Consider the following 12,835-nt stretch of genomic DNA (forward strand, 5'->3'; position numbering starts at 1 on the left):
CAGGATGGGTGTGTGCGTACATCCCGCGTGGGCGTGTTGGCCGCGGCCGCACTCCTCTTGAGCGCCTGCACCAGCACCATCACCGGTACCCCGACGGCGGGGCAGACCGAGCAGTTGGGTCCCAAGGGCCCGGTGCCCGCTGGTCTGGAGCGCTACTACGGCCAGGCCCTCACCTGGCGCGACTGCCGCTCGTTGAGCCACGACGACGAGAGCAAGAGTGCCTTCGGCACCCGAGGGGTCGAGTGCGCGCTGCTTAGCGTCCCGCTGGACTACGCCAAGCCAGACGGCCGCACGATCACCGTTGGTGTCTTGCGCCAGCGCGCCACGGGGGAGAAGGTCGGCTCGCTGCTGCTCAACCCGGGTGGCCCGGGGGCGTCCGGTATGTCTGCCGCCGTGTTCATCGCCGGTAAGGCCAAGAAGTCCGCTCTAGTGGAGAAGTTCGACATCATCGGCTTCGACCCGCGCGGGGTCGGGGTGAGCGAGCCGAGGATCGAGTGCCTCACCGACGCTGAGATGGACGCCAAGCGCGTCCAGCCGGAGCCGGACACCGTCGCCGAGGTGGAGGCGGAGAACAAGGCGTACGCGGACGGCTGCGCCAAGCTCAGCGGCGGCGCCGAGGTGCTCGCCAACGTCGGCACCCGCGAGGTCATCCGGGACATGGACGTCCTGCGCTCCGCCCTCGGCGACGAGAAGCTGAGCTACCTGGGCTACTCGTACGGCACCCGGATCGGCACCGCCTACGCCGAGACCTTCCCCGGCAACGTCCGCGCGATGATCCTCGACGGTGCCGTCGACCCGAACGAGGACCCGGCCCAGCAGACGATCGGGCAGGTCAAGGGCTTCGAGCAGGCCCTCGACGCCTACTTCGCCCAGTGCTCCCGCTGCAAGGTCACCTCCAAGAGCCAGTTGGAGGCGCTGCTCAAGCCCCTCGAGGACAAGCCCCTCGCCGTCGGCAACCGCAAACTCTCCCTCAGCGACGCCTCGACCGGCATCGCCGCCGCCCTCTACAACGACGAGTACTGGGTGATCCTCACCAAGGCGCTCGACGAGCTGTCGGCTGGCAAGGGCGACACCTTCCTGCTCCTGGCCGACGCCTACATCGGTCGCGACTCCAAGGGCGGGTACTCCAACCTCATGGCCGCCCTCAACGCCATCCGCTGCGTCGACGAGCCCCGCATCACCGACCGCGTGACGCTCGAGTCGACGTCCCGGCAGATCACCGAGGCCACCAAGGGCACCTTCATGGCCGACACCGACCCGCCGCTACCCGCCCTGGACACCTGCGCGTTCTGGCCGGTCCCCAACACCAGCCAGCCCCACCAGCCCAAGGTCGACGGCATCCCCACCCTGCTCGTCATCTCCACCACCGGCGACCCGGCAACCCCCTACACAGCGGGCGTCAACCTCGCCAAGGACCTCAACGCCCGCCTGATCACCTACAAAGCCACCCAACACACCGCCTTCTTGGACGGCTCCTCGTGCGTGGACGACGCGGGCATCGACTACCTGGTCACTCTTAAGCCGCCTGCCCAAGACCTCACTTGCTAGGCGTCCGCTGATAGACGTGCACCACTGACCCGGCGCGGTAGCCCAACCGCTCGTACCAACCCAAGGGCCAGTCGGTCGCCTCGGCGATTAAGAACCAGATATCTGCCCCGGCTTGCGCGGACCGGTGCAGCGCCTCCACGACGAGCCGCCGCCCCAAACCCCGCCCGCGCCATTGGGGCCGCACGACCACGTTCTCGAACTGCGCGATTCCGTCCCGCACGTACAACTCGCCCCGCTCGTAGAGGGTCGTCCGCTCGGCGAGCTGGATGAGCCGCTCCTCGGTGTCCTCGGGGTAAGCCGCCTGCCAATCGGCGATCAACGACGGCCGCAGCTGCGCCACCGACAACGCCTCGACCCTGGACCCCGCCGATCGGGCAGCACTCCCGAGTGCTAGCGATCACCCCATGGTCACACCACGCCGCCCCCGGCTCCACAGCATTACCGCCACCACAACCCCCACCCCGCACAACACCGAGGTGATCAGGAAGACGTCCGTGAACTGGGTGACCAGGGCCGCCTGCAACGCGTCCAGGTACTCGCGCTGCTCGCGCGCAGCCACCTCCGGCGACTTGCCCCACGGCAGCGGCAAAGCCAAGCCCGCCGTCAGGGAGTGGAACCGGTGCAGCCCCCAAGCCGACAGCGCCGCCACACCCACCAGCATCCCCGTCATCCGGGCGACCACGACCCCCGCGGACGCCACCCCGTGGCGCTCAGCGGGAACCACGCGCAGCACCACCGACGACAGCGGCGCGATCACCAGACCCAGCCCTAGCCCCGCGACCACCAGGTCCACGTCCACCCGCGACAGTCCGAAAAGCGACTCCGCGGCCGCGGGGTTCGCGGGCCAGCCGGACATCAACAGGTAACCGGCGCCCGCGATGACCATGCCTGCCGCAGTCACGGCCCATTCCCCGAAGCGCCCCGCCAACAAGCCGCCGACCACGGCCCCGATCGGTAGCGCCACCAGGAAGCGCAGCAACAGCAGGACGCCACCCTCGTCGTCCTTGCCCATCAACGCCTGCGCGAACAGGTCCACATCAACCAAGGTGATCATCAGGGCGGCACCCGCCACCCCAGACACGGCTAGCGCGCCCAGGAAGGCGCGCATGTTCACCCCGGCCGGGTCGATCAGCTTCGTAGGCGTCCGGCGTTCCCACAGCAGGAACGCGACCAACGCCGCTACAGCCCCCAAGAGCACCGGTAGACCCCACGGCGGCAATACCGCGTTGCGCGGGTCCGGGTTGTACAACCCGACCACGGCAAGCCCAAGAGTCAACGCCAGCAGCAGTCCACCCACGACGTCTACGCGTACCGGTACCTCTGCCTTGCGATGCGCGGGGACGGTGAACTGAATGGCCACCATCGCCAGCACCGCCAAGGGCACGTTGACCCAGAACACCCCGCGCCAGCCGCTGATCCCGAACGCGTCGCCCCACAGCGGTAGGGCCGCCAGGGCGACCCCATAGAGCGGGCCGATGACGCTACCCAACTCCTGGGCAGCGCCAACGGTCCCGAGAACGGTGGAACGGCGGCGTTCGTCCCACAGGTCCGCGGCGAGCGCCATCGTCACCGGCAGCAGCGCGCCGCTCGCCACGCCTTGCACGACCCGCCCCGCCACCAGCATCGGCAGGTCCTCGGCGAGCGCGGTCACCACCGACCCCACCAGGAACCCGACGAGGCAGAGCTGGAGCAGGAGTTTGCGCCCGAACCGGTCCGAGGCCTGACCGAGCAGCGGCATCGCCGCGATGTAGCCGAGCAGGTACCCGGTGATGATCGGGGTGACCTGCTCGAGGCGGTTCACCGCGATCTCCAGGTCGGTCATGATCTGCCGCAGGACGCTGACCACCACGTAGGTGTCCAGCGCCCCCAGCAGCACGGCCAGCGCCCCCGCGCTGATCGCGACAGTGCGTCCCCTGCTCATGGCGCGGTGATCGTCACCGGCTTGTCCACGTCGGACAGGGTCAAGTCGACCGTCGCGGTCTGGCCCTCCCCGCTGGGCAGCTTCACCGAGGCCTTGACGGGCTGCTTGTTGTCCTCGCGCACCCACACCGTGATGTCCACGTCGCTGTTCACGCCGGGCACGACCGCGCTGACGACGTCCTTGGTGGCCTTACCGGACACCTTGTAGGTGGAGGTCCCGTCCAGCGACTCCTTGCTGTCGGTGCGCGGGTTCTGGACCTTGCCGAGCACGTTGGCGATGCCCTTGTCCGGGTCGAGGATCGCGGAGGGGTCGTAGATGTTGGAGCTCAGCGACGCCGGGTACTTCTGGAAGCCCCCGGTGGGGCCCTTGATGTAGAGGGAGTCGTCGACCAGGACGAACTCGCCTTCGATGAGCTGCCCGAGCAGGGTCAGCTTCACCGTGCCCTTGGCGGCACCGGAAGGCCCGCCCTCCCGGGTGAGGTCACCCTCGGCGTTCTGCACCGGGATGGCCGACACCGTCCCGTTGACCTTCAGCGTGAAGTGCGCGCTCTTGATCTGCTTCGTCGCCGCCGACGCGTCGCGCAGCAGCGCCGCCCCGTCCGGCAGGTTCCCGCCGCCCCCGGTCGGCTCATCCGATGTACACCCCGTCGCCAGCACCCCGAGGAGTGCCAACACCGCCACGACCCACCCGCGCTTGACCATGGCCCAGATCGTAGGCGGCCGCCGCTGAGGGCCGCGGAAGTTGTCCACAGCGGGGTGTGACACTCCCTGTTACAACTTTCAACCTTTCGGGTGTTGGTTTCGGAGAGTGCTTGAGTTCCCCCATTCGGGGAGTCAAGGTTGTCCATATTGACGACGAAGCGCAGCGGCAGGTGTTCATTGAGTGACGTAGGTCTCGGTCGAGTGCAAGCCGTCGTGTGGGCGGATCTGGTCCCCTACGCCTCCTCGGTCTTCCTGGAGGTGACCGACCTGGTCGGCCCGCTCGCCGGGCGCATGGTCAGCTACCTGGCCGCCCCCTGCGGCAGGCTCGCGACCTCGGTCAACCCGGTCTCCGCGGTGGTGGCGGCCGGTCAGCTCACCTCGGCCGAGATGGCCTCGGTGGCGGGGCTGGGCTCCATCGCGGAGGAGGGCTTCGAGGAGATCGCGGCCGTCGTCCGCCGCGCGGGCCACGCCCCGCTGTTCGCGGGCACCGACCTCACCCTCGCCCTGCGCAGGCGCCGCTTGGTCGCGGTCCACTGCGCGAACCCGGCGATGCGCGACCAGTTGCTCGCGTGGGTCGACCAGACCCCCTCGCTCGGCCTCCGGCGCGTCCCGTCCCGGCTCATCGAGCAGGCCGTCGGCGCGACCGCCGACCTGGTCTGCCCGGACCAGAGCCGCGACTTCGAGGGCTTCCTCTACCGGCTCTCCGAGCGCATGGAACTGATCGAGTGGAGCCTCGACCGCGACCTCATGCCGGTACTGATCTAGATGCTGGCACTGATTTAGGCCGGAACATCTTCCGGTAGGCCAAGGGCGACACCCCGATCGCCGATCGCAGGTGCTGACGCAGCGAGGTAGCGCTACCGAGGCCCGATTGCTCGGCAACCTGATCCACCGGTAGATCCGTTGTCTCCAGAAGGCGGCGAGCCAACCTGATCCGCTGCTGGATGAGCCAGGCCCCCGGCGATAGCCCTGTCTCCGCGCGGAAGTGACGCGAGAAGGTCCGCACGCTCATAGAGGCGTGGTCGGCCAGCGTCGCCAACTCCAACGGTTCGTGCAGCCTGCGTAGAGCCCACGCGCGAGTAGGCGCGACTCCGTCGGAGCCACCTTCGGGCAGCGGGCGATCGATGAACTGGGACTGCCCACCCTCCCGCCACGGCGGCACCACGCAGTACCGAGCGGCCCGGTTCGCGGCCTCCGAACCGAAGTCCGTGCGGATGACGTGCAGGCACAAGTCCACCCCGGCCCCCAGCCCGGCGGAGGTCAGCACGTCCCCGTCATCGACGAACAGCACGTCCGGGTCCAGCCGGACCGCCGGGTAGAGCTCGCGGAACTCGTCGGCGAACTTCCAGTGCGTGGTCGCGGGCCGCCCGTCCAGCAGACCGGCCGCACCCAGCACGAACGCACCAGTGCAGATCGACATCACCCGCGCGTCCGGCCGCACCCGCGCGAGGGCGGCGGCGATGTCGCCCGGCAGCGTCCCCAGCAACCGCGGCCCCGGTGACCGGGTACCCGGCACGATCACCGTGTCCGCGGTCTCCAGCGCCTCCGGTCCGTGGTCGAGCAGCGCGGTGAACCCGGTCGTCATCCGCACCGGCTTCGCGTCGACCCCGCACACCACCACCTCGTAGAGCGGTTCCCCGGCCGAGTCCACCGCGGCCCGCATGACCTGCGGCGGGATGGTCAGGTCGTAGCCGACCGCCTCGTCGATCGCCAGGACGGCCACCCGGTGCGTCATGGCCAGATTCTTGCACATATTGGCAATCAGGCCACTAGGCCAAGGCGGCGGCTTGGCCGCACCCTTGACGCCGTGACACAGACACAGATCCGGGTCCGGCGGCCGCACTGGGCCTGGTTCGTCGCGGGCGTCGCCTTCGTCGCCCTGGTCGGCGCCGCGGGCTTCCGCGCCGCGCCCAGCGTGCTCATCGATCCCCTGCACAACGAGTTCGGCTGGTCCACCGCGACCATCTCCACCGCGGTCAGCATCAACCTGCTCCTCTATGGACTGATCTCGCCTTTCGCGGCCGCCCTCATGGAACGGCTGGGCATGCGCAAGGTCGTCTCCGGAGCGCTTGTGCTCGTCGCCGCGGGAAGCGGACTCACCGTCTTCATGACCGCGAGCTGGCAACTCCTCCTGCTGTGGGGCGTCCTTGTCGGCGTTGGCACCGGCTCTATGGCGCTCACCTTCGTCGCCACTGTCACCTCGCGGTGGTTCGTCAAGCACCAGGGACTCGTCAGCGGTGTCCTTACCGCGGCAGGGGCGGCGGGACAGCTGGTCTTCCTCCCCGTAGTGGCCCAGCTGGCCACCCACAGTGGATGGCGGACCGCGTCACTCGCCATCTCCTTCACCGCACTCGCCGTCGTCCCTCTTGTCCTCATCGCACTCCGGGACAAGCCCAGCGACGTTGGCACCACGGCCTACGGCGCTACCGGCACCGAGGACCCAATCCCCGCGACCAGCGGCCGCACCGCCTCCCGCGCACTCCAAGTCCTCGGCCAGGCATCCCGCACCGGCACCTTCTGGCTCCTCGCGGGAGGGTTCGCCATCTGCGGGGCCTCGACCAACGGACTCATCGGCACCCACTTCGTGCCCGCCGCCCACGACCACGGCATGCCAACCACCACAGCCGCGGGCCTCTTGGCCCTAGTCGGCCTCTTCGACGTGATCGGCACAATCGCATCCGGTTGGCTCACCGACAAGATCGACCCGCGCTACCTGCTCGGCGCCTACTACACCCTGCGCGGCGCGTCGCTGTTGATCCTGCCGCACCTGTTCGCCGCCACCACCGAGCCACCCATGTGGGCGTTCATCGTCTTCTACGGCCTCGACTGGGTCGCCACAGTCCCACCGACGGTGGCCCTGTGCCGGAGGGTCTACGGCCACGACGGACCAATCGTGTTCGGTTGGGTCTTCGCCTCCCACCAGGTCGGCGCGGCCCTCGCAGCCGTCGGCGCGGGGCTCACCCGCGACCACCACGGCAGCTACGACCCCGCCTGGTACGTCGCGGGCGGACTGTGCGCCGCGGCGGCGCTCATGTCACTGCGGATCACCTCACACGGGCTCGATAAGGCGCGCACCACCAGTTGATGTCTACGCTGCGCTCATGGATCGCCAGCAAGAGTTCGTCCTGCGCACGCTCGAAGAACGCGACATCCGGTTCGTCCGGTTGTGGTTCACCGACGTGCTCGGCTTCCTGAAGTCGGTCGCGGTCGCGCCCGCCGAGCTGGAGGGCGCCTTCGCCGAGGGCATCGGCTTCGACGGCTCGGCGATCGAGGGATTCTCCCGGGTGTACGAGTCGGACATGATCGCCAAGCCCGACCCGGCGACCTTCCAGGTGCTGCCCTGGGAGACCCCCGACGGCGAGCCCTACTCCGCGCGCATGTTCTGCGACATCGCCATGCCGGACGGCTCACCGTCCTGGGCGGACCCCCGGCACGTGCTGCGCCGCACCCTGTCGAAGGCCAGCGAGGCCGGGTTCACCTGCTACGTGCACCCGGAGATCGAGTTCTTCCTGCTCAACAACCTCCCGCACGACGGCAGCGAGCCCACCCCCGCCGACAACGGCGGCTACTTCGACCAGGCGAGCCACGCCACCGCCACGCACTTCCGCAGGCACGCCATCGAGACCCTCGAGGCGATGGGCATCTCCGTGGAGTTCAGCCACCACGAGGGCGCCCCCGGCCAGCAGGAGATCGACCTGCGCTACGCGGACGCGCTCACCATGGCCGACAACGTCATGACCTTCCGGTACGTGGTCAAGGAGGTCGCTCTCACCCAGGGCGTCTTCGCCTCCTTCATGCCCAAGCCGTTCTCCGAGCAGCCCGGCTCCGGTATGCACACTCACGTCAGTCTGTTCGAAGGCGACCGAAATGCCTTCTACGACAACGAAGACCCGTACCAGCTATCCGCCACCGGCAAGGCATTCGTCGCGGGTCTGCTCAAGCACGCCCGCGAGATCTCGGCGGTCACCAACCAGTGGGTGAACTCCTACAAGAGGCTCATCGTCGGTGGTGAAGCACCTACGGCGGTCTGCTGGGGACACGCCAACCGCTCCGCCCTTGTCCGTGTGCCGATGTACTCCCCGACGAAGGCATCCTCGCGTCGCGTAGAGATCCGTTCACTCGACTCGGCGTGCAACCCGTACCTGGCGTTCTCGGTCATCCTCGCCGCCGGGCTCAAGGGCGTCGCCGAGGGCTACTCGCTGCCACCCGCCGCCGAAGACGACGTCTGGTCGTTGTCCGACGCCGAGCGCCGCGCCGCCGGTTACGCCAACCTCCCGCAGAACCTCGGCGAGGCTCTAGCCGAGATGGAGAACTCCGAGCTACTGGCCGAAACCCTCGGTGAGCACGTCTTCGACTACTTCCTGCGCAACAAGCGGACTGAATGGGACACCTACCGGCGCAGCGTCACCCCCTATGAGCTGCGGACTCTCCTGCCCATGCTCTGAGCGGATCACCCTTTCGCTCGACAGGTAGGCCCACAACCGCCCGTCGAGCGACTAGGTTGGCCGGGTGCCCGACGTGCCCCCCGACGCCGTGACGCCTCTGATCGCCTGCACTGCGGTGGCCGCACAGGACCTCCCAGCAGCGCGACTGGCCGAGCGGACCTTCCTCGACCACCACCCCGGCGCCCGGTTCGTGACCTTGCTGGTCGACGGCGAGCGGTCCGACGGGGTCTTGGTCCCAGAGGACATCGGCGTCCACCCGGCTGAACTCGCCGACCTCGCCACCGGCCACACCGCCGCCGAGGCCTGCGCCGCCCTCCGCCCCAGGCTGCTGGAGTCGCTCCTCGCGAACCACACCTGCCCGGTGCTCTACCTAGCACCCTGGACCAGGGTGTACGCGCCGTTCGCGGGCACCATCACCGCCGCGCTGGACGACGTCGCGCTCGTCCTGGTCCCCAGGGTGCTGCGCCCGCTACCGGCAGACGGTCTGCGACCCACCCAGCAAGAGCTGCTCACTGCGGGCATCTACGACGACAGCCTCATCGGCGTCACCCACGGCGTCGAGCCCTTCTTGCACGCGTGGGCAGAGGCCTGTCTCGCTGACCCCGCGCGTGCCGGTGCCTTCCTCGACGGCGCGCCCGCCATGGCAGACCACCACGTCTTGAGGGACCCCGGGCTAGGACTCTCCGGTTGGAACGCTGCACAACGAGCCTTGGCCCGAGACGCCTCCGGCAGCCTCACCGCAGGCGGCGCGGTTCTACGCACCGCCACCTTCAGAGGCTTCGACCCTGCTAAACCCTGGCTTCTTACGGCCGACATCACCGACCACCCACGGGTGCTGCTTTCCGAGCACCCCCTGTTGACCTCGATCGTCACGGACTACGCCAACGAAGTTGACGACGTCTACGACCTTCCGCAGCCAACAGTCCGGTTCGGCAAGCTCGCCGACGGTACCCTCTTCCCCGCGCCACTTCGTGCCGCCTATCGCGCAGCCCGCTCATCCCAGGACGCACCACCGCCCGCCGGTGTTGACCCTGCCGGATTCCTACGCTGGGCATGCGCACCCGAGCCAGGCACGCCGGACGCGACCAAGTGGTCCCTGGCCCTCTGGGAAGACGACCCAGACCTGCAAGAACGCTTCCCCGACCCGTTTGGCGTGGACGCCGCCGCCTATCGCGACTGGTGCGCCACCGACGCCGTGCTCAGCGGACGCCTTCACCAACGCGCTGTGCCCGGGCAGCACACCATGGACGTCACCCTGATCGACCAGATCGGCGTATCCGTCATGGGCGTCGGCCCACTGGCAGATCGAGTTCGTCTCGCCGCGGAAGCGTCGGGCCTACCGATCTCCAATGAGCCCATCTACCCGGTGGTCCTCGCCTGCGGCGGACAGACCGGGCTGCCCCGCCAGCGGCACATCATCGCCGTCCGCGATGACTTCACCCCGATCCCCTTCCGCGCCGACGAACGATGGCTGGTCTGGCCCACCGTCGCCCCTGCGCCCGATGGCATCGCGACGCACACGGTCCCTCTTCCGCTACCTGACCCAGGCGCGCGCGACGAGGTTGCCCGTGACCAGGCGCGACATCGCCTAGGAACCGGCGACGAGCCAACTTTCGTCGCCTTCGCCGACCGCGGGGACGACCTCCTGTCCGCGTTCGCCGCCGCCTTCCCCGACCGCGACGACGTCCGGCTCGTCCTGCTCGTGCCGTCGATCTTCGCCCGGTCCGAAGGTGCCGAGCGACTCCGCCTCTCCGCAGGAACCGACCCCAGGGTCCGGCTGATTTCCGACGAGTCCGCCTTCACCGCCATCGCCGACGCGGCCACCTGGGTGCTCTCCCTCGACCAACCCGACAGCCCCGACACAGCGCGGATAAACCGCTGGCTGGCGGAGATATCGCTGCGTGCTGTCCCGACCATCACCCTGGCCGGTAGTACCGCCGCTGACCTGCTCGGACCCGACAGTTGCGTGCCTCTACCGACCGACGAGTTCGCCGCCGACACCATGGTCGCCGGAGCGATCCGGGACCTGGTCGACGACCACGCCACCGCCGACAAGATCGGCTCGGCAGCCCGCACCCACGTACTCGAACGGTTGGCACCGGCAGCAGCTGGCGCTGCCGTCCGCAGACGGGTCGAACTCGCCTATCGCAGTTGGCGCGCGGGCCGCGCTCTGGCCGTCGCCACCGAGGACGACCCACTGCGCGCGCTACGCGCCGCAAGGCATGCGCTGCACCGCCGTCCCGACACCGACGTGGGCCACAAGATCCCGATGGCACCGCAGCTGCGCCGCGCGGTCCTGAGGGTCCTCAACCACTACGACGCCCATCTCACCTCGGTGCTTGCCTCGCTCATCGACGGGATAGAGCGCACCGCGGTAGAGCTCGTCGAACGCCAAGACAGGCTCTCAAGCGCGGGAGCTGGTCTCGACACGGATCTGCTGCGCGCCGACCTGGACCTGGTCGTCGACCGGATGGGTCAACTCGGCAAGCAGGTCTCTGCCACAGGCGACGAGGTCGTACGCCTACGCGGGGAGACCGTGTCCGGTGCAAGAGCGGTCGATGACCTCTCGGCCCAGTTCCGCGATGCGTCCACACGCGAACTGCACGGCACCTCCGACGAGGTGCACAAGTTGACCGCCGCCCTAGCAGCGAGCAACGCCAGGTTGGACGCATTGGAAGCACGGTTGTCGACCCAACAGGCCGAAGCTGACAGCAGGCTCGCGATGGGCTCGTGGTCCGCTGATCAGGCTCTACGCGCGACCGACGCCCTTCGCCGCGTTGTCGTTCGGCAACACGAGCGCGGGGTCTCTGTCGACGTCCCGAGCTCGCCCGTCCTCTGCGACGCGGGCCTGTTGAGGCTGCCGTCGCAGGACAGCGTCATGTCCGCGGTCCTGTCGAGCAACGGGGTCTGGGAACCAGACATCGCCGAGCTGGTCGACTCGCTGATCGAGCCCGACAGCGTCTTCCTCGACGTCGGTGGCTACGTCGGCTACCACGCCATCCGCGTGCTCAGCCGACTCGGCACGAGCGGCACCGTCGTGGTCGTGGAACCCGACCCGGACGCCGTGAAGTTGTTGCGCCACAACGTTTCCGAGAACGTCTCCGATGCGATCGCGGACCGCCTGGTGGTCCTGGAGGCCGCCGCGTGGGACACGGCAACACCGCTGGTGGGAGTACCCGCGCCGGGGGGTGGGCTCGGTGTCCGACCGCTCGAGGCCGCGGAAGTGACCACGGACACACAAAGTGGATCACCGGTCGCCGGGGTCCGGCTCGACCGCGAGCTCGACGCCATCGAGGCCACCCAAACCCAGCGCTTGTCGGTCGTGAAAGTCGACGTTCCGGGCCTCGGGCACCGGGCCCTGGGCGGTCTCGTGCGCCGTCTGCGCAAGGACCGGCCCAACGTGATCTTGGCCTTCGACGGCGCCATGACCAGCGGTTTCGGGGATGACCCGGCCGCGGTGCTCGGCGAGTTCAACACGTGGGGCTACGAGCTCGCGCGGCTGGGCGAACAGGCACCGGTGAGCGTCGCCGACGCGGTCGCCGACGTGCTCGCTGGCCGGGTGCGCACGCTGTGGCTGCGACCCCGCGCAAGCCGCTGACCAGGCGATTTGACTTTGGAATTCGGGGTGGGTAACTTTCTCCATGTCGCACGGAGCGCCGGACGGAACAGGACGCAAGAGCCTGGCGGGGACGGAATCCGAGTCTGACGGGTCGAGCGGTTGACACCGCGAATCGAACCGAGTAGAGTTCTGCGGCGTTGCCACGATCGACTTCTTCCCGGTCTCGGACCTTCGGGTCTCGACGCTGGTGGACCCGATCAGGTGAACACAAACTTGCTAGGCAATACCAGCCTCGGATGAGGTCGCCCTGGGTGGCGGTTGATTCGGATGTGCGTGTGTTGTTTGAGAACTCAACAGTGTGCCGATTTAAGCCAGTAGAGCTTGAATGATTGAACCCCATTTGTGGGTTCCTTTGAGATGAATATGATGCCAGTTTGGTGTCTGTTTGTCGGGTAACAACTCTTAAAGCATCTTTGGAGAGTTTGATCCTGGCTCAGGACGAACGCTGGCGGCGTGCTTAACACATGCAAGTCGAGCGGTAAGGCCCTTCGGGGTACACGAGCGGCGAACGGGTGAGTAACACGTGGGTAATCTGCCCCATACTCTGGGATAAGCCTTGGAAACGAGGTCTAATACCGGATATGACTTCCTACCGCATGGT

Annotated in this window: 9 protein-coding genes and 1 rRNA gene; 6 read left to right on the forward strand and 4 right to left on the reverse strand. The window is 68.3% G+C overall.

Annotation, left to right across the window (positions count from 1 at the left end):
• The first annotated feature begins 12 nt into the window (after positions 1-12).
• Entirely contained in the window at positions 13-1,548 is a 1,536-nt protein-coding gene (locus tag LV75_RS29740; protein ID WP_253890659.1) for an alpha/beta hydrolase, read from the forward strand.
• Here the strand turns inward: LV75_RS29740 and LV75_RS29745 are convergent.
• Genes LV75_RS29745 through LV75_RS29755 form a run of 3 tightly spaced genes read right to left on the reverse strand, consistent with a single transcriptional unit; the run spans position 1,538 to position 4,170 of the window.
• On the reverse strand, positions 1,538-1,888 hold the full coding sequence (locus LV75_RS29745; protein ID WP_253890660.1) for a GNAT family N-acetyltransferase: 351 nt from the start codon (positions 1,886-1,888) through the stop codon (positions 1,538-1,540). The genes LV75_RS29740 and LV75_RS29745 overlap by 11 nt on opposite strands.
• Positions 1,889-1,945: 57 nt before the next feature.
• Entirely contained in the window at positions 1,946-3,469 is a 1,524-nt protein-coding gene (locus tag LV75_RS29750) for an MFS transporter (protein WP_253890661.1), read from the reverse strand.
• On the reverse strand, positions 3,466-4,170 hold the full coding sequence (locus LV75_RS29755) for an LppX_LprAFG lipoprotein (RefSeq protein WP_253890662.1): 705 nt from the start codon (positions 4,168-4,170) through the stop codon (positions 3,466-3,468). Before LV75_RS29755 ends, LV75_RS29750 begins: the two co-directional genes overlap by 4 nt.
• A 177-nt stretch (positions 4,171-4,347) precedes the next feature.
• Between LV75_RS29755 and LV75_RS29760 the strand changes: the two genes are divergently transcribed.
• Positions 4,348-4,935 carry a hypothetical protein gene (locus LV75_RS29760; RefSeq protein ID WP_253890663.1) on the forward strand — a complete coding sequence of 196 codons (588 nt, stop codon included), beginning with the start codon at positions 4,348-4,350 and terminating at the stop codon, positions 4,933-4,935.
• Here LV75_RS29760 and LV75_RS29765 read toward each other — a convergent pair.
• A complete protein-coding gene (locus tag LV75_RS29765; RefSeq protein ID WP_253890664.1) occupies positions 4,916-5,905 on the reverse strand; it encodes a GlxA family transcriptional regulator in 990 nt (329 codons plus the stop codon). The two genes, LV75_RS29760 and LV75_RS29765, sit on opposite strands and share 20 nt — an antisense overlap.
• 72 nt (positions 5,906-5,977) lie before the next feature.
• On the opposite strand from LV75_RS29765, the gene LV75_RS29770 reads away from it, so the two are divergent.
• The 4 genes from LV75_RS29770 to LV75_RS29785 form a co-directional block, all read left to right on the forward strand.
• Entirely contained in the window at positions 5,978-7,255 is a 1,278-nt protein-coding gene (locus LV75_RS29770; RefSeq protein WP_253890665.1) for an MFS transporter, read from the forward strand.
• Positions 7,256-7,271: 16 nt separating this feature from the next.
• A complete protein-coding gene (glnA, locus tag LV75_RS29775; protein ID WP_204450640.1) occupies positions 7,272-8,615 on the forward strand; it encodes a type I glutamate--ammonia ligase in 1,344 nt (447 codons plus the stop codon).
• Positions 8,616-8,679: 64 nt separating this feature from the next.
• Positions 8,680-12,213, forward strand: a complete 3,534-nt coding sequence (locus LV75_RS35690; RefSeq protein WP_253890666.1) for an FkbM family methyltransferase — start codon at positions 8,680-8,682, stop codon at positions 12,211-12,213.
• 431 nt (positions 12,214-12,644) lie between these two features.
• Positions 12,645-12,835 (forward strand): 16S ribosomal RNA (locus LV75_RS29785); the annotation flags it as partial.

Source organism: Actinokineospora diospyrosa, from assembly GCF_024171925.1.
Lineage (GTDB): Bacteria > Actinomycetota > Actinomycetes > Mycobacteriales > Pseudonocardiaceae > Actinokineospora > Actinokineospora diospyrosa.